At 43.4% G+C, this 16934-nt stretch carries 19 protein-coding genes; 9 read left to right on the forward strand and 10 right to left on the reverse strand.

Annotation, left to right across the window (positions count from 1 at the left end):
* The first annotated feature begins 81 nt into the window (after positions 1 to 81).
* Positions 82 to 699 carry a DedA family protein gene (locus Q9R24_RS03490; RefSeq protein WP_004280619.1) on the forward strand — a complete coding sequence of 206 codons (618 nt, stop codon included), beginning with the start codon at positions 82 to 84 and terminating at the stop codon, positions 697 to 699.
* Between the two features lie 27 nt (positions 700 to 726).
* Entirely contained in the window at positions 727 to 1152 is a 426-nt protein-coding gene (locus Q9R24_RS03495; RefSeq protein WP_004280620.1) for an ABZJ_00895 family protein, read from the forward strand.
* 71 nt (positions 1153 to 1223) lie between these two features.
* On the opposite strand, the gene Q9R24_RS03500 is transcribed toward Q9R24_RS03495, so the two are convergent.
* Together Q9R24_RS03500 and Q9R24_RS03505 are read right to left on the reverse strand one after the other, a co-directional pair.
* A complete protein-coding gene (locus Q9R24_RS03500) occupies positions 1224 to 1748 on the reverse strand; it encodes a YecA family protein (RefSeq protein ID WP_004280621.1) in 525 nt (174 codons plus the stop codon).
* A 71-nt stretch (positions 1749 to 1819) separates the two neighbouring features.
* On the reverse strand, positions 1820 to 2026 hold the full coding sequence (locus Q9R24_RS03505; protein ID WP_004280622.1) for a PA3496 family putative envelope integrity protein: 207 nt from the start codon (positions 2024 to 2026) through the stop codon (positions 1820 to 1822).
* Positions 2027 to 2376: 350 nt separating this feature from the next.
* On the opposite strand from Q9R24_RS03505, the gene rpoD reads away from it, so the two are divergent.
* The 6 genes from rpoD to Q9R24_RS03535 all read left to right on the forward strand — a co-directional run bounded on the left by rpoD (position 2377) and on the right by Q9R24_RS03535 (position 8973).
* Complete coding sequence (gene rpoD / locus Q9R24_RS03510; protein WP_224215688.1) at positions 2377 to 4311, forward strand: RNA polymerase sigma factor RpoD; 1935 nt, start codon at positions 2377 to 2379, stop codon at positions 4309 to 4311.
* Positions 4312 to 4423: 112 nt separating this feature from the next.
* On the forward strand, positions 4424 to 4711 hold the full coding sequence (locus Q9R24_RS03515; protein WP_253112155.1) for a YbeD family protein: 288 nt from the start codon (positions 4424 to 4426) through the stop codon (positions 4709 to 4711).
* A 149-nt stretch (positions 4712 to 4860) separates the two neighbouring features.
* Entirely contained in the window at positions 4861 to 5520 is a 660-nt protein-coding gene (lipB, locus tag Q9R24_RS03520; RefSeq protein ID WP_004645796.1) for a lipoyl(octanoyl) transferase LipB, read from the forward strand.
* Positions 5521 to 5594: 74 nt separating this feature from the next.
* Complete coding sequence (locus Q9R24_RS03525; RefSeq protein WP_311203732.1) at positions 5595 to 6128, forward strand: hypothetical protein; 534 nt, start codon at positions 5595 to 5597, stop codon at positions 6126 to 6128.
* Between the two features lies 1 nt (position 6129).
* Positions 6130 to 7314, forward strand: coding sequence for an iron-containing alcohol dehydrogenase (locus Q9R24_RS03530; protein ID WP_004280629.1), 1185 nt, complete (start codon positions 6130 to 6132; stop codon positions 7312 to 7314).
* A 267-nt stretch (positions 7315 to 7581) separates the two neighbouring features.
* Entirely contained in the window at positions 7582 to 8973 is a 1392-nt protein-coding gene (locus Q9R24_RS03535; protein ID WP_004280630.1) for an APC family permease, read from the forward strand.
* A gap of 68 nt (positions 8974 to 9041) precedes the next feature.
* On the opposite strand, the gene Q9R24_RS03540 is transcribed toward Q9R24_RS03535, so the two are convergent.
* The 8 genes from Q9R24_RS03540 to rplU form a co-directional block, all read right to left on the reverse strand.
* Positions 9042 to 9524, reverse strand: coding sequence for a hypothetical protein (locus tag Q9R24_RS03540; protein ID WP_004645798.1), 483 nt, complete (start codon positions 9522 to 9524; stop codon positions 9042 to 9044).
* Between the two features lie 89 nt (positions 9525 to 9613).
* On the reverse strand, positions 9614 to 10090 hold the full coding sequence (locus Q9R24_RS03545; protein ID WP_004280633.1) for a tRNA (cytidine(34)-2'-O)-methyltransferase: 477 nt from the start codon (positions 10088 to 10090) through the stop codon (positions 9614 to 9616).
* 128 nt (positions 10091 to 10218) lie between these two features.
* Positions 10219 to 11601, reverse strand: a complete 1383-nt coding sequence (gene cysG / locus Q9R24_RS03550; protein ID WP_311203733.1) for a siroheme synthase CysG — start codon at positions 11599 to 11601, stop codon at positions 10219 to 10221.
* Between the two features lie 73 nt (positions 11602 to 11674).
* Positions 11675 to 12946: a serine--tRNA ligase gene (serS, locus tag Q9R24_RS03555; RefSeq protein ID WP_253146417.1), complete on the reverse strand. Its 1272-nt coding sequence runs from the start codon at positions 12944 to 12946 to the stop codon at positions 11675 to 11677.
* 113 nt (positions 12947 to 13059) lie between these two features.
* Positions 13060 to 13809 (reverse strand): RsiV family protein, encoded by a 750-nt coding sequence (locus Q9R24_RS03560; protein WP_311203734.1) that lies wholly within the window; start codon positions 13807 to 13809, stop codon positions 13060 to 13062.
* A gap of 169 nt (positions 13810 to 13978) precedes the next feature.
* Positions 13979 to 14674: an outer membrane lipoprotein chaperone LolA gene (lolA, locus tag Q9R24_RS03565; protein WP_004280638.1), complete on the reverse strand. Its 696-nt coding sequence runs from the start codon at positions 14672 to 14674 to the stop codon at positions 13979 to 13981.
* Between the two features lie 246 nt (positions 14675 to 14920).
* Positions 14921 to 15175, reverse strand: a complete 255-nt coding sequence (gene rpmA / locus Q9R24_RS03570; protein ID WP_004280639.1) for a 50S ribosomal protein L27 — start codon at positions 15173 to 15175, stop codon at positions 14921 to 14923.
* 19 nt (positions 15176 to 15194) lie between these two features.
* Positions 15195 to 15506, reverse strand: a complete 312-nt coding sequence (rplU, locus tag Q9R24_RS03575; RefSeq protein ID WP_004280640.1) for a 50S ribosomal protein L21 — start codon at positions 15504 to 15506, stop codon at positions 15195 to 15197.
* Between the two features lie 446 nt (positions 15507 to 15952).
* On the opposite strand from rplU, the gene sdsA reads away from it, so the two are divergent.
* Positions 15953 to 16930: an All-trans-nonaprenyl-diphosphate synthase gene (gene sdsA, locus Q9R24_RS03580; protein ID WP_311203735.1), complete on the forward strand. Its 978-nt coding sequence runs from the start codon at positions 15953 to 15955 to the stop codon at positions 16928 to 16930.
* Positions 16931 to 16934 lie beyond the last annotated feature (4 nt).

A 16934-nucleotide genomic window follows, 5' to 3' on the forward strand; every position in this document is an offset into this window, starting at 1 on the left:
CTGATCATTTATATTCCAAGACTTTACCGCACAAAAAATACTGCTTAGGATACAGGCAGTATTTTTTATTTTGCCAATCATATGAATCTGACCGAATGGATTATTTCCGTTATGGAGCAACTGGGCTACTGGGGCATTGCCCTGCTCATGTTCCTGGATAATGTCTTCCCGCCAATCCCTTCCGAAATTATTATGCCTTCCGCGGGCTATTCAGCCTCTCAGGGCGAGTTAATACTCGTCGGGGTGATCATGTCCGGTTGTATCGGCTCCCTGCTGGCAGCCGCCTTACTGTACTGGATTGGCTATAAATTTAACCATGATTCTATTTTTAAATTTGTCGATCGTTATGGCAAATATTTATTTATTAAATCAGAGGATGTGAAAAAATCACTGAGCTGGTTTGAGCATTATGGTCACCGCATTGTGTTCTTTGGTCGCATGATTCCTGCGGTTCGCTCGCTGATCAGCATTCCTGCCGGCATGAGTCATATGCCCTTCTGGAAATTTATGTTCTATAGCACACTTGGAACCATCATCTGGACTACGTTTCTGGCTTGTGTCGGATTTTATTTTGGCGAAAACCAGCAGTTGATGCAGCAAATTTTTAGTAAAGTCAGTTATGTGATTATTGCCATTGTTGCGGTAATTATTATCTGGATTTTCTACCGTAGACAGCAGCGTAAAAATCGTCCATCCTGAGGAAGATCCCTTAAGGAGATTAAAACGATGTCGCATTATCTTAAATATTTTGCCACCGTTTATCTGACCTTGGTTCTATTGGTAGGCATACTCATCTATGTATTCAATCTGGGTGCCATTCTGCTGATTCCTGCCCTGATTGCTTCCGCCTTTCTCAGTGCCCGATACTTTGTTAAGAAAGAACTTCGTTTGCCGACTCAGGAAGAGAAAAGCAAACTGGTCTGGGGCTCCACCATCATTGCCATGACATTCGGGTTTATCTTTTTAGTTGTGGTCATCTGGATGAACCCGCAGACAGATGAAATTTATAGAACCATCACCTATACAGGAAGAGGAACAAATTCATTTCTGGTGGCTGCCAGCATTGCCTTACATGCCTTACTGTTCCATATCGCCTACAATGCTTATGCGCGCTACAGTCTGGCGAAGCGTACAGGCATGGAAAGAAAATAGGATCGAGTAAATCTCAAAGATGCAAAAAGGCCAAAGCTAAAAAAAGCACCCTGCGGTGCTTTTTTTATGAATTATTCTGGAGTGTGATACATCAGATACAATTCATTTAAGTTTTCTGGAATTTCTTCTGCAAGCTCGTCCATTAACTGACCATTGCGACGGAAAGTTTCCATTTGTGGATCTTCATCATCGATGCCACTGAAGACCATGATTGGCAGGGTTAAATCCACCAGTTGTTCTTCAAATTCTTCAGTAAACCAAGCGTCTTCGTTTAGGAACATGGCGTCTACAAAGCCCACACTCCAGTCACCCAAGCTTGATTCAGTATCTGCTTCTTCAATTTCAAACGGGAACGTAATCCCTTCTTCATTGGCTAAGCTTTGACGAATAGACTCTAACCATGCTTGCACCTGAGTGATGATTTCTGCAGGCACTTTCTTTTGATTGCTATCAAAAAGTTCGTCTAACCATTTGTCGAATTTTGGGCCTACTGCAATAGCACATAAGAAACCATGGGTTGCCGCGAAATCTAGACCATGTTCATTTTGGTCACCATCTAGATATTCACTCAACAGGTCTAAATCTAAAGCACTCATCTAACATCCAAACTTAGAAAACCGAAAGGTTTAGCATAGCATTTATTCAGGCTATGCTAAATCCGAATTCATTAATCTTCGTCATCAAAATCGTCGTCATCGTCGAAGTCATAGTCAAAATCTTTGAGTTCGCGCTCTAAACGACGTTGGGTCAGCAGATCATCGATCAGACGACGTTTTTCCAACGACTCTTTAGCACTGAGCTTGCTAGAAGCCTCATCGAAATTAACATCATCTTCACCGAAGTTATCATCTAGTTCAAAATCTGTAGAAGACACTAAAACTTCCTCATGAGTGAAAAATGTAAAAGGATTTAAGCGCTATTTATCGTGCCTAAAATAACAAGTCAAGTTTTATTTGGATTTTCGTATTTTTAATTTGTAATTAGGGGTTTTTTCTGTCTCAATTGTGTGCCATGATATAATCCACCCTGCGTGCTTATGTTTTTTGATTCTCCTTTTTGAGTCATAAACAGACACGCATGGGATGAACTTGAAAACAACAAATTCACCCCCATCTTAAATTACTGAATTTCATTTTAAATATTTTATCAGACAGCTTTCATGCTGAATTCCCTGATGAAATATGTAGGCTATTCACTAAATTTAACGAGCTTAAATCGTGCAGCATTGTACGGTTTTTTACTGCCACAGATTCAACGAAGAGTAAGCAAAAGATGAGCGATATGACTTCCCCTACTTCTCAAGTAGCGGCTCTGATTAGCCGAGGCAAAGAACAAGGTTATTTAACCTTCGCTGAGGTTAACGATCATCTGCCGGACTCCATCACAGAAAGCGAGCAGATTGAAGACATCATTCAGATGCTGAATGATGTCGGTATTCCGGTACATGATCGCGCGCCTGAATCTGATGATACGATGTTCGAAGATACTGCAGAAGCGGCGGATGAAGTTGCAGAAGAAGAAGCTGCAGCCGTACTTGCCTCGGTAGAAAACGAGCCAGGTCGTACCACTGACCCTGTACGTATGTATATGCGTGAGATGGGTACAGTAGAACTTCTGACTCGTGAAGGCGAAATCAGCATCGCAAAACGCATCGAAGAAGGTATTCGTGATGTTTTGCACTCGATTGCTTACTGGCCGAATGCGGTAGAAGTGGTACTGCAAGAATACAAAGATTATGAAGCGGGTGAACGCCGTCTTGCTGACCTTTTATCAGGTTATTTAGATCCTGAATCAGATGAAGAAATTCCTGAAGTTCTAGAAGAAGAAGCGGTTCTTGCTGAAGATGAGACTGACTCGAAAAAATCGACCAAAGATGTAAAACTGGACGATGATGAAGAGGAAGAAGAAGCAGATTCTGATGATGAATCAGAAGCAGATTCTGGTCCAGATCCTGAAATTGCTAAAGCGCGTTTTACTGAACTGGAAAATGCGTGGCTGAATACCAAAGCAACTATTGAAAAACATGGTCGTGACAGCAAACAGGCTGAAGAAGCTTTGCAGGCACTTGCAACTGTATTCATGATGTTCAAATTTACCCCGCGTCTATTTGATATCATTTCTGAAATGATTCGTGGTACCCATGATCAAATTCGTGGTGCAGAACGTGAAGTGATGCGTTATGCAGTACGTCGTGGCCGTATGGATCGCACCCAGTTCCGTACCAGCTTCCCGGGCCAAGAATCGAATCCAGCCTGGTTAGATGAGCAGATCGCAAAAACACCTGCAGACCAGAAAGCTTATCTGGAAAAAGTACGTCCAGACGTATTGGCCTTCCAGCAAAAAATTGCCGATATCGAGAAAGAGCTTGGCCTTGATGTAAAAGGCATTAAAGACATTGCCAAACGTATGGCCGTCGGTGAAGCCAAAGCACGTCGTGCCAAGAAAGAAATGGTTGAAGCGAACTTGCGTCTGGTCATTTCGATTGCGAAGAAATATACCAACCGTGGCTTGCAATTCCTGGATCTGATTCAGGAAGGTAACATCGGTCTGATGAAAGCCGTAGACAAGTTTGAATACCGTCGTGGTTATAAATTCTCGACTTATGCGACTTGGTGGATTCGTCAGGCAATCACACGTTCGATTGCGGATCAGGCACGTACCATTCGTATTCCGGTACACATGATTGAAACGATCAACAAGATCAACCGTGTATCTCGTCAGCTTCTACAGGAAATGGGGCGTGAACCGACGCCTGAAGAACTGGGCGAACGTCTGGAAATGGACGAAGTTAAAGTACGTAAAGTACTGAAAATCGCCAAAGAACCGATTTCGATGGAAACACCGATCGGTGATGATGAAGATTCGCATCTGGGTGATTTCATTGAAGACAGCAACATCACGTCACCAATTGATGCTGCAACGTCTGAAGGCCTGAAAGAAGCAACACGTGAAGTTCTGGAAAACCTGACTGAACGTGAAGCCAAAGTCCTGAAAATGCGTTTTGGTATCGACATGCCGACCGACCATACTTTGGAAGAAGTGGGCAAACAGTTTGACGTAACACGTGAACGTATTCGTCAGATTGAAGCGAAAGCGCTGCGTAAACTTCGCCATCCATCGCGTTCAGAACACTTACGTTCATTCCTTGAGAATGATTAAGATTTAACGCTTATTCTGGAGACTTGAAATTTGATCATCAGTCTCCATTTAAGTAGCCAAGACAGACCCAAACGCCTGCATGATTGCAGGCGTTTCAAATCAGGGGACTACCATGTTAGACCGTACACCATCTCGTGAACTTCAAGAACATCTTTGGGTTTTCCCTATGGATTATCCAATTAAACTGATTGGCCTTGCGGGCGATGAATTGCGTCACGCTGTCATCGACATTTTTCTGAAACATTTTCCAGATTTTGAAGGTGATAGCGTAAGTGTTACGCCATCGCGTACTGGCAAATATCATTCCATTACCGCACAACTGCGCTTTTTGGAACTGGAACAGGTTCATGCAGTATATGCAGATTTGGCCGCTTGCCCGCTGATTAAAACAGCACTGTAATCGAAAATACAAAAGACACGCTTCCGGGCGTGTTTTTTATGCCTATGCAGCGCTAAGATACCCATGAAATATTGCTGATCTCGCCCCTATTTCATGCCGAAGTCATTATAATTATGATCAGTTTTTTATAATTACCAAGGACACTCCCTGTGACTGATGTGCTGCAAAAGCCCGAGCTGATCATTCGTCAATATCACGACCTCACACCTTATGAAGATCGTTTTCTGGAAATGAAAACATTTACGGAAACCCGTGATGAACATAGCCCGGATCAATTGTGGATTTTGCAACATCAGGATGTACTGACTCAAGGTCAGGCAGGCAAACCGGAACATATTTTAATACCAAGCAATATTCCGGTGATTCAGACCGATCGTGGTGGTCAGGTGACCTGGCATGGTCCCGGTCAATTGGTGGCTTACTTCATGTTTGACTTGAATCGTCTGGGCTGGAATGTGCGCACGCTGGTGTCTTATGCTGAAAACCTGATGATCGAATTGCTAAAAAAATATGGCATTAATGCCTATGCCAAACCGGATGCCCCCGGGGTTTACGTCGCTGAACGCAAAATTGGCTCACTTGGTTTTAAAATTCGCAAAGGCCGTAGCTATCATGGTTTGTCCCTAAATCTGGATTGTGACCTAAGCGGATTCAATACCATTAACCCTTGTGGCTATGCAGGACTGGAAATGGTACGCATGAGTGATTTGCTCGAACAACCACCCCAATTCAGCCAGTTGTGCACTGAAATTATTGAAACTTTGCGTCACAGCGGGTACTTTAAGCAAGTAACTGTCGAGCAAAGATAAAGCCTTTGCATTTCAACCCCAAATAAATTAGAGTATTTACTCTAAACTAATAATATTGAGATAGGGATCATCACGTGATTGCGACTAAATCCGTAAAACCCGCTTTGCAGCTTGCCTATGTCAAATTCATGATGGATGTGATTGGCCGAGGTCTGGTCATGGCAAGTCAGGTGGATGAAGAAATCAAACAGGAAGTAGCCCATTTTCCAGAAAATTTTACTCTTTCCATGAAAGTCTTTCCGCATGGTCCGGCCTTTGTGGCGCGGGTCACTGAGGACAAACAACTGGAACTGGTCAAAAATCTGGAAAAAGCACCTGATTTGATTATTACCTTTAAACATCTGCACCATGCCTTTTTGGTGTTTTCTTTTCAGGAAAGTACTTCACAGGCTTTTGCCCATGACCGTATGATTGCTGATGGCGATATTTCCAATGCCATTCGTCTGGTACGCTGCCTGAATAAAATGGAAGCACTGATTTTGCCAAAAATGGTGGCACAACTGGCAGTTAAAGAATATCCAAGCAATCTAAGCCTAAAAGAAAAACTAAGCGAAGCGAGCAGCATTTATCTGAAAATCGCTCAATCCTATTTGAAACGGAGTGTATAACATGGCTAAACCTTATTATGAATTTTTCTGTCCGGTCAAAGTAATTGCCGGTCATGCCGCGTTAGAACATATTCCGTTTGAACTTGCGACTTTAGGGGCAAAACGTCCGCTGATCATTACCGACAAAGGTGTACGCGCCAACAATCTGCTAGCGCCAATTGAAGCCGCATTTGAAATGGCGGATGCTGCAATTGTAGCGATTTTTGATGACGTCCCACCCGACTCTAGCTTGGGTACAGTACGCAGTGCAGCAAAACTGTATCGCGAAAATCATTGTGATGCGATCATTGCTGTGGGCGGTGGTTCAGTCATTGATACCTCTAAGGCAACCAATATTCTAGTCTCTGAAGGCGGTGATGACCTGCTGAAATATTCAGGTGCTCACAACCTGCCTAAACCGCTGAAACCGTTTTTTGTGATTCCAACCACGTCTGGTACAGGTTCAGAAGTGACCATGGTCGCTGTCGTGTCGGACACTGAAAAGAACGTCAAAATGCCGTTCGCCTCTTATTATCTGATGCCGCATGCTGCAATTCTGGATCCACGCATGACCCAGACCTTGCCGCCGCATTTAACCGCCATGACCGCAATGGATGCGATGACCCATGCGGTTGAAGCTTATACCTGCATGGCAGCCAATCCAATTTCGGATGCTTATGCGACTGCAGCAGTCAAGAAGATCAGTACCCATCTATTTAATGTACTGGACAATCCTTCCGATGCACAAGGCCGTCTGGAACTGGCTCAAGCATCGACCATGGCAGGAATTGCATTTTCCAACTCGATGGTCGGCATTGTACATTCATTGGGGCACTCATTGGGTGCAGTGGTACACCTGCCGCATGGTTTATGCATGAACTTATTCCTACCTTATGTGCTGGAATATAACAAAGAGGTCAATGGCGATAAAATTGCAGATCTGCTCCTGCCTTTGGCGGGTGCCGATATTTATGCACAAACGCCAGCGCATCTACGTGCTGACAAAACTATTGCAACGATTCTAACCATGCGTGACCGGATTTACAGTCTCACCAAATTACCGCGCACATTACGTGAAACCGGTAAGATTTCTGAAGCCCAGCTCGATGAAGTGGCAGAGAAAGCCCTGAATGATGGTTCCATCATTTATAACCCGAAAGAAGCCACCCTGGAAGATTTAAAATCTATCTTAAAAAAGGCTTGGTAATTACTGAAAAATAAGCCAATATAGCCGAAATTCTAGCCTGATGTTTTTTTAAGCATCAGGCTTTTATCTTGCATAAGAAAAAATTCGATTTCTATTTTTGAATGGCACATTTTATGCAGGACAAAAGTCAAAAAAATAGCTAGCAAAAGCCGTTCTTTTCAAGTAGATTGGCGGACTTTTATAGAAAACTGTAGGGGGGATCGTTCGTCTCAAACGATCCTTATAAATATGACTGATCCTTGATCAACGATTAAGAGGATAACGCCGTTGACTAATATCTCTGGGACTCAATCGGCAGCTAAACTGCAAAAAACGCTGGGACTCTGGCACATCATTATTATTGGTTTAGCTTATATTCAACCCATGACCTTGTTCGATACATTTGGTCTGGTATCTGAAGAAAGTAACTTCCACGTTCCTACCTCTTACATTTTTGCACTGATTGCAATTTTGTTAACCTCCTTGAGCTATGGTCATATGATTCGTCGCTACCCTTCTTCGGGTTCGGCCTATACCTATGCGCAAAAATCCATCCACCCGAACGTAGGTTTCATGGTGGGTTGGTCATCCTTGCTGGATTACCTGTTATCGCCAATGGTCAATATCATCCTGGCGGTGATTTATCTGGAAGCACTTTTCCCAGACATGAACCATTGGGTTTGGGTCATTGGTTTAACCGCCTTTATGACTGCGATTAACCTTCGCGGTGCGAGATTTGTTGCCAACTTCAACAGTATGATTGTATTCGTACAATTGGGCGTCATTGCATACTTCACCTGGATGGTTTACCAACTTTTGGAAGGTGGCGTAAATGCAGATGGCACACTGGTCGATGCAAAGTATCAACTGTGGAGTTTAGAGCCATTCTGGAATGAGTTTACTTCTGTTGCTGCCCTGATTACCGGTGCAACCTTACTGTGCTTCTCATTCACAGGTTTTGACTCTTTGAGTTCTCTGGCTGAAGAAACCAAAGATACTGAGAAAACCTTACCTAAAGCGATTTTCTTGACTGCATTATTGGCAGGTATCATCTTCATCATCAGTACTTACTTCATGCAGATCTTCTTCCCGAATGATCCAAAAACTTACTTTGAAGATATCGCTGCAACACAGCCGGATATTTTACAAGCTGTCGGTGGCGTGGCGTTTAAAACAGTCGTACTTTACTTCGCAATTGTGACAGTCATGGCTTCTGGTATTTCAGCACATGCGGGTGTATCTCGTCTGATGTACGTGATGGGTCGTGATGGCGTAATCAACAAGAAGATCTTCGGTCATATTAGTCCGAAAAACTACACACCTTCATACAACATCCTGATCGCTGGTGCAGTGGCTTTAACCGCTGGCTTTATGGATCTTGATTTTGTGGTGTCATTGATCAGCTTTGGTGCCTTAACGGCATTCAGTTTCGTCAACTTATCGGTGATTTCACGTTATGCATTACGTGATGGTCGTACCAAGAGTGCCAAAGAGATCATGAACTTTGTCGTGGTTCCTTTACTTGGCTTCATTTCAGTCTTTGCATTGTGGTTAGAAGTCGATGAAGCTTCGCTTAAATACGGTCTGATCTGGGCATTTGGCGGTATCTTGTACTTAGGTTATAAAACCAAAGGCTTCAAGCACCCTGCTCCTCAGCACAATGAATTTGACGATAAATAATATCGTTTTGCTTCAAATAAAAAAGGCGCTTCATGCGCCTTTTTTATGTCTGTCATGTTTTGATTTTACTAATGCAGATAGCAATCAAAACCCATCTGGGTATTGACCCGATTATTTTCATAACCCAGTTTCTCAATAAACAGACTGCGATTAGACAATAACTTTTGCTCTTCCGGACCTAAACGGGCTTTATTCTTGACGGCCAGTTGATACATTTCATCCACGACATCTTGAAAAATATCACAGACTTCCTCACGCTTGGCAGGCTTTAATTTACGCCCCCGCCAAGTCCATTGAAAATCATCTGAATTCAGGCTCTGCCCCCATTTTTCAATACGCGTATCTAAGCGTTTCTGCATGTTGAGCAAACCCTGCTGTATTTCCGCTTGAGTAATGGGTTGAACTTCCTTTGTTGCCGATGTGGCGGCACTGCCCTCTTCCGCACTCACGGAAGCCGCAATAGATCCAAGGCAACATGCGATGATAAGTTTTAATAGAGGCTTCAAGGCTGCACCTTTTGTTATATTTGATGAAGTTATAAATTCAAGCATACAATGAAGTGAAAAGCAGTTTATCTATTTATTACACAAAATAAAAAAGCCACCCAAAGGCAGCTTTTAGAATTACTACAAATATCAGCTTAAAGCGTTTTAAAACCCTGCTGACGCCAAGCTTCATACACAATCACTGCTGTGGCATTCGATAGGTTCAAACTTCGGGAGTTCTCTGCCATCGGTAAACGAATCCAGTGCTTTTGCGGAAACATTAGACGAACATGTTCAGGCAGACCACGAGTTTCCGGCCCCATTAACAAGGCCACAGGACGGTTTAAATCCGAAGTATGCGGTGTTTCAGAACCTTTGGTGGTCAATGGATAGATTGCATCCAGACCAATGCCTTTACTTGCCAGATCAGCCAGACAGTCTTCGATATTTTCCCAAATCTGCATATTGGCATATTCGTGATAATCCAGACCGGCACGTTTCAGTTTTTTGTCATCCAGTTCAAAACCCAGCGGCTTGACCAGATGCAACTGTGCTCCGGTATTGGCACACAGACGAATGATATTGCCTGTATTTGCAGGAATTTCAGGCTCATATAAAACAACGTGGATCACAGCTTACTCACTTAATATATTTAATTCAGACACGACATTCGTCTTGCGCTCGGGCAAAGCAGTGCTTTGCTTATCCTCTTACTTCAGGCACAGCCTTCGTCTTGCGCTCGGGCAAAGCAGTGCTTTGCTTATTCTCGCTCATGCCATTGCAATTGTTCACGTAAGCGTACAACTTCACCAATAATGGTCAAAGTCGGGGCTTGAATCTGATGTTCGGACACTTTGGATGCAATATCAGCAAGCGTTCCTACTACAACTTTCTGTTCAGGCGTCGTACCTTTAGAAACCAAGGCCACTGGCATGTCGGCTCGTTGACCATGAGCGATTAATTCTGCACAGATTTTCTCCAGTCCCACCAGCCCCATATACAGCACTAAGGTCTGGTTTTCATAGACCAACTCACTCCAAGGCAATTCTGGCGAACCTTCTTTTAAGTGACCAGTCAGGAAACGCACACTTTGCGCATAATCACGATGGGTTAATGGAATGCCGGCATAGGCTGAACATCCTGAAGCTGCAGTAATACCTGGAACCACCTGAAAAGTAATCCCAGCAGCAAATAGTTCTTCAATCTCTTCACCGCCACGCCCGAATATAAATGGATCACCACCTTTCAGACGGCAAACCCGCTTTCCTTCACTGGCATATTTGACCAATAAAGCATTAATCCCATCTTGCGGAACCGCATGATTGGAACGCGCCTTACCCACATAGATCTTTTCCGCATCACGACGACATAGATCCATAATTGGCGCTGAAACCAGTCGGTCGTAAATCACCACATCGGCTTGCTGCATCAAACGCAAGGCTTTTAAGGTCAACAATTCTGGATCACCCGGACCCGCACCGACCAAGTAGACTTCACCTTTTGGCTTTTGCCACTCTTGTAATGCTTGCTCGATCAGGCGATCTGCTTCAGCGATATTGTCGTTGAACACCTGTTCTTTTAGCGGACTGGCATATAAATCTTCCCAGAAAATACGGCGTTCATCTGGATTGACAATTTTAGCCTTAACCGCACTGCGCCATTTTCCTGAAAACTCGGCCAACTTGCCCATACCATGTGGAATAGTCGTTTCAAGCTGAGTTCGGATCTGCCGCGACAATACGGGCGACGTGCCATTCGATGCCACCGAAATGACCAAGGGCGAACGGTCAATAATCGCAGGCACCATAAACCGGCAATGCGGCGGATCATCAACGCTATTGACCAGGACATTTTCCGCTTCACACAGTTCAAAGACCTGACGATTGGTCTCTGCATCGTCAGTCGCTGCAATAACCAGTCGATATGGACGTAACGCAACTTCAGGATGAAAAGCCGCCTGCACATATTGTCCTTGGCTATTTTGCACAATTCTCAACAGACTCTCTTCAATTTCAGGCGCAATCACATGAATGATCGCACCTGCTTTTTGAAGTAAAAGTGCTTTACGGTATGCAATATGTCCACCACCGACAATCAGACAAGGTTGCTGTTGCAACTTTAACGAGATTGGAAAAATATCCACGAACTACCTCAAAATTATAAATCTGACTGTCTATGCAATTTTCATGCACATTTAGGGATGCTGAGATCGACAATTAGTCGATATAAGTCACACCACCCATATATGGACGTAATACTTCAGGAATCTCAATCGAGCCATCGGCACGTTGATAGTTTTCCATCACTGCAAGTAAAGTACGACCCACGGCCAGACCTGAACCATTCAAGGTATGCACAAATTCAGTTTTCTTCTGATCAGCACGGTAACGCGCTTTCATACGACGCGCCTGGAAATCCCCCATGTTTGAGCATGAAGAAATTTCACGGTAGGTATTTTGGCTTGGTACCCAGACTTCCAAGTCATAAGTCTTGGTCGCACCAAAGCCCATGTCACCACCACAAAGTAAAATTTTACGATATGGAAGTCCGAGTGCTTGCAAAATGCCTTCAGCATGGCCAGTCAATTCTTCAAGCACTTGCATCGAAGTTTCAGGTTTTACAATCTGAACCATTTCGACTTTGTCGAATTGGTGCTGACGGATCAAACCGCGGGTATCACGACCATAAGAACCTGCTTCACTACGGAAACATGGTGTATGCGCTGCATATTTCAATGGCAGACGGTCTGCATCAATAATTTCATCACGTACGAAATTCGTCACTGGCACTTCAGCAGTTGGAATCAGATAAAACTCTTTTTCGCCCTGCAGCCTAAACAGATCTTCTTCAAATTTAGGCAGCTGACCAGTCCCACGCAATGAATCTGCATTGACCAGATAAGGCACATAGGCTTCGGTATAACCATTTTGATCAGTATGCGTATTTAGCATGAACTGGGTAATGGCACGTTGTAAACGTGCTAATGAACCTTTTAGTACACTAAAACGTGAACCGGTTAATTTGGTCGCGGTTTCAAATTCCAGACCGCCCATCATTTCGCCTAGATCCGTATGATCTTTGATTTCGAAATCAAATTCACGCGGTGTACCCCATTTCAGGATTTCCACGTTATCACTTTCGTCTTTACCTTCAGGCACAGCTTCATCGGGCAAGTTTGGAATAGACAGTAATTTTTCTTCAAGCTCAGCTTGCAGTTCAGCCAGTGCTGCTTCAGCCGCTTTGATTTCATCACCAATCGCAGACATGCGTGTCATGATTTCAGATGCGTCGCCACCTGCTTTTTTAATTTGACCGACTTGTTTGGCACCGGCATTACGTTCAGCTTGCAGGGTTTCTGTCTTGGACTGAATCTCTTTACGGCGTGCTTCTAGGGATGCCCACTCTTCAACATTGAGTTGAACACCACGTTTTGCCAAGGCTACATTTACAGCCTCAATATTATTTCTGAGTAATTTCAGGTCGATCATAATCAATCTTTGCAGAAGAAAAAAAACTGGCTATAGTGTAAGCTCTTAACGTCAAAAAATACAGTGACCATGACCCTGGCTGCGTCCTATTAGCACAATATTTAGGAAGCTTCTTACTGCAAAATGGCTAAATATTCAGGCTGAATCACTTCATTTAAATCCGCATAGGACACTTTTAATTCAGGCATTCCTGCTGCTGCCGGAGCTAGTTCGCCTGCCGGATACACCATCACCAGACCTGTTGTATCAAAATAATAGTTATCACTCAATTTTAACTGCTGTTGTTGAATCCCTTGCGTATTCAGCCATTGAGTATTAGCCTGATACATTGCATTCAGCAGTTTCTGCTCACCGCCATTTAATAATAGTTGAGAGAGGGCCAAACGTTTTTTCTGTTTTAGATCAAAATTGATATATTCCACATGTTTCAGAGAAGCATTTTTATTCCTTGCCAGATTGGAACTTTTTAAGGCAAAAGTCGCCAGATAAGCACGCTGATCGACAAATTCCACCTTGATAAAGCGCTGATCCAGATAATGCGGCTCATCAGCTTTTTTAGGATTTTTCTGGGTGAATTTGGTGAATGCAACAGGTTCAGTATGCTGAATACGCTCAATAAAATATTGATTAATCCAGTCAATATTGCTGTCCACCGTCTGTAGATCAAAGCGTACACAACCTTCTATTTCACACACCACTTTGGCTGCCCCTTTAATTGGAACGGTTTTGGCTTCAATTTGCACAACCCGATCTGTTTGCGCGAGCGTTGCCACTGAGCTGGAGTGAGGCTGACAACCCATCATACCCACAGTGAGTAACAAGACAGCGTAAATTTCAGCAGTTTTCAATAGATTAATTTTCATCCTGAGCTCCCAAAATTTTACAATTTCATTGACTCGACTTTTATTTATTCTAAGATGCTCTCCTGTTTAGATATAGCTGAACCTTGTAGCCTGTCCAAAATAATCCTGATGATCGGCAATAAAAAAGCAACCTCGAAAGGTTGCTTTTTTATTTGGTTCATATTGATGCTTATTGATCAATAATGTCCGTACCTTTTGGTGGAGTAAAGTTAAAGGTAGAGGCTGGAATACTGCTATTTACTTTTACATTACTGAATTTGATATTGGTGGTTTGTCCCAATGAATCCTGCAAGATCATCAAGCTTGGTGCTTTGTTCGCGCCAAAGCTAATGGTCAGGCTTTCAAACACACCATCGGTATTTTTAGGATACAGCGTGTAATAGGTTTTGCCTTTATTTGGCTGAGTCACCCGGTAAGACTGCATAATCTGGCTGGTGTTTCCTGACAGCAATAACGCCGGCGTATTGGCAACCTGCTCATCTAAGCTTTGACGAACGGCTTGCTGCAAGTCCGGATCATAAATCCATACGGTTTTACCCGTGGTTGCAATGACTTGCTTCGACGGTGCGGTCGTTTCCCAATAGAATTTACCCGGACGCGCGACTTTCATCACCCCTTTAAAGGTTTGATTCATATGTTGTGCAGTCAAACCTTTTTTCTGGGTCGCTCTCGGATTGGTGACCTTAGTGCTTTGTTCGAAATTTGCCGTCATGCTACGCACATGATTGAGCTGCTTGACCAGACTGGCTGTTGCCTGTTGCTCCGAAGCTGCCACAGGTGCAGCAAACACGGTTGTACTCATCACCGGTGCTAAAGTCACTGCACCCAGAGCCATAGCACAGACGGTTTTACGAAGCATATTCATAATTTCACCTTTATATTTTGCGTGATCGCAATTTATTTGATAGTTCATCTTAAACGAAAATTAAAAGCTAAAATGATAGAAAATAAGAACTTTTGTATTGTTATTAATTCGAAACCGGTTTTTTTGTTCATCATCATGAAGATTTCAGGACAATTTTTACATTATGGAATGTCGCTTAATCTAAGCATTAATTTTCAGGCATAAAAAAACCCACAATAACTGTGGGCTTTTTTCTATCTCAGCGAATTACGCGTCAACAGATACGTAGCGACGGCCGAATTGACCTTTCACTTCGAATTTTACTACGCCATCAGCAGTAGCAAATAATGTATGGTCACGACCCATACCAACGTTTTGACCAGCGTGGAATTCAGTACCACGTTGACGAACGATGATGTTACCTGCAGTTACAGTTTGACCACCGTAAACTTTAACACCTAACATCTTAGGATTCGAATCACGACCGTTCTTAGTCGAACCACCGGCTTTTTTAGTTGCCATGTCTATTTACTCCTCGTAATTAGCCTGAAATAGCTGTAATTTTCAACTCAGTGAACCATTGACGGTGACCTTGTTGTTTACGGTAGTGTTTACGACGACGCATTTTGATGATGCGGATTTTGTCGTGACGACCATGGCTAACTACTTCAGCAGTTACAGTAGCACCAGCAACAACTGGAGCACCGATTTGAATGCTTTCACCGTTAACAAGCATCAATACGTCATCAAACGTAATAGTCGCGCCAGTTTCAGCTTTCAATAATTCTACTTTAAGGGTTTCACCCTCAACTACACGGTGCTGTTTACCACCGCTTTGGATTACTGCGTACATAATGTACTCCAAACAAGCCCGTGCCGTCGTGCCGATAAAGGAATATATCGAACTTAAGACGTACGCCACTGGGGGGATATCTAAGGGCGAGGATTTTAAGGGATATTCAAAAAAACAACAAGCCATTTTACTGAAATAATAATGAGCAGGATGCGCTAATTATTTAACTATTAAATAATTTCTATCAAATCAAATACTCAAGATATATTCAGCAACAAAATAATACAGCAGAAATCCGGCCAGTTTGATTAATATACTCAGCCTGACGAATAGGGCCACGCCCCTGACCTTTCCTGATTTTTTATGGCTCAAAATATGGATCGAATCTACATAAGATCTATAAAAAGCTGATTTTTAGTGGAGTTTATGCATTTCTTAGGTTTCACTCATGTTATAAATTGTTAAACTACGCCCAGCGATTTACCAGACTAGAGGTTTTCTTTCACATGACCATCGACTTTAAGCAAGACATTCTCGCGCCTGTTGCTAACGACTTTGCTGCGATGGACACATTCATTAATGAAGGAATTACCTCAAAAGTTGCATTAGTGATGGCTGTCAGCAAACATGTGGTAGAAGCGGGTGGCAAACGTATGCGCCCGATTATGTGCCTTTTGGCCGCCAAGGCGTGTGGTGCTGAAAATTTAGAACCGCACCGCAAACTGGCTGCAATCATTGAGATGCTGCATACCGCAACACTGGTGCATGATGATGTGGTGGATGAGTCTGCCCTGCGCCGTGGCCGCCCGACGGCCAATGCGACCTGGAATAACCAGACTGCGGTTTTAGTCGGTGACTTTCTGATTTCACGTGCTTTTGATTTGCTGGTCGATCTGAACAACATGGTGTTGCTCAAAGATTTTTCGACCGGTACCTGTGAAATTGCTGAAGGTGAAGTGCTGCAACTACAATCCCAGCATCAACCGGAAACCACTGAAGCGACTTATTTGAATATTATTCATGGCAAAACTTCGCGCCTGTTTGAACTGGCCACCGAAGGTGCTGCCATTTTGTCGGATAAAGATGAATTCCGTCAGCCTTTAAAAACCTTTGCCGGACATTTCGGCAATGCTTTCCAGATTATTGATGACATTTTAGATTACACCTCCGATGCGGACACGCTCGGCAAAAATATTGGTGATGATCTCATGGAAGGTAAACCGACCCTGCCATTGATTGCGGCACTGAAAAACACCACCGGTGAGCAACATGAAATCATCCGTCGCAGTATTGCGACTGGCGGTACGGAACATCTGGAACAGGTCATTCAAATTGTCAATGAATCTGGTGCGCTGGATTATTGCCGTCAACGTGCTACAGAAGAAACTGAAATTGCAATTGATGCCTTACAGGCATTACCTGACTCCGAATATCGTCAGGCCCTGATTAATCTGGCCAAACTGGCCCTACACCGAATTCAGTAACTTT

This window comes from Acinetobacter sp. RRD8 (genome assembly GCF_031844225.1).
Classification (GTDB): domain Bacteria; phylum Pseudomonadota; class Gammaproteobacteria; order Pseudomonadales; family Moraxellaceae; genus Acinetobacter.

What these genes read in the sequence shown, in the direction of transcription:
- Q9R24_RS03495 (WP_004280620.1), top strand. Translation starts at nt 727, where the DNA reads ATGTCGCATTATCTTAAATATTTTGCCACCGTTTATCTGACCTTGGTT.
- Q9R24_RS03490 (WP_004280619.1), top strand. Translation starts at nt 82, where the DNA reads ATGAATCTGACCGAATGGATTATTTCCGTTATGGAGCAACTGGGCTAC.
- sdsA (WP_311203735.1), top strand. Translation starts at nt 15,953, where the DNA reads ATGACCATCGACTTTAAGCAAGACATTCTCGCGCCTGTTGCTAACGAC.
- Q9R24_RS03530 (WP_004280629.1), top strand. Translation starts at nt 6,130, where the DNA reads ATGGCTAAACCTTATTATGAATTTTTCTGTCCGGTCAAAGTAATTGCC.
- serS (WP_253146417.1), bottom strand. Translation starts at nt 12,946, where the DNA reads ATGATCGACCTGAAATTACTCAGAAATAATATTGAGGCTGTAAATGTA.
- Q9R24_RS03540 (WP_004645798.1), bottom strand. Translation starts at nt 9,524, where the DNA reads ATGCTTGAATTTATAACTTCATCAAATATAACAAAAGGTGCAGCCTTG.
- rpmA (WP_004280639.1), bottom strand. Translation starts at nt 15,175, where the DNA reads ATGGCAACTAAAAAAGCCGGTGGTTCGACTAAGAACGGTCGTGATTCG.
- Q9R24_RS03500 (WP_004280621.1), bottom strand. Translation starts at nt 1,748, where the DNA reads ATGAGTGCTTTAGATTTAGACCTGTTGAGTGAATATCTAGATGGTGAC.
- Q9R24_RS03560 (WP_311203734.1), bottom strand. Translation starts at nt 13,809, where the DNA reads ATGAAAATTAATCTATTGAAAACTGCTGAAATTTACGCTGTCTTGTTA.
- Q9R24_RS03515 (WP_253112155.1), top strand. Translation starts at nt 4,424, where the DNA reads ATGTTAGACCGTACACCATCTCGTGAACTTCAAGAACATCTTTGGGTT.
- lolA (WP_004280638.1), bottom strand. Translation starts at nt 14,674, where the DNA reads ATGAATATGCTTCGTAAAACCGTCTGTGCTATGGCTCTGGGTGCAGTG.
- rplU (WP_004280640.1), bottom strand. Translation starts at nt 15,506, where the DNA reads ATGTACGCAGTAATCCAAAGCGGTGGTAAACAGCACCGTGTAGTTGAG.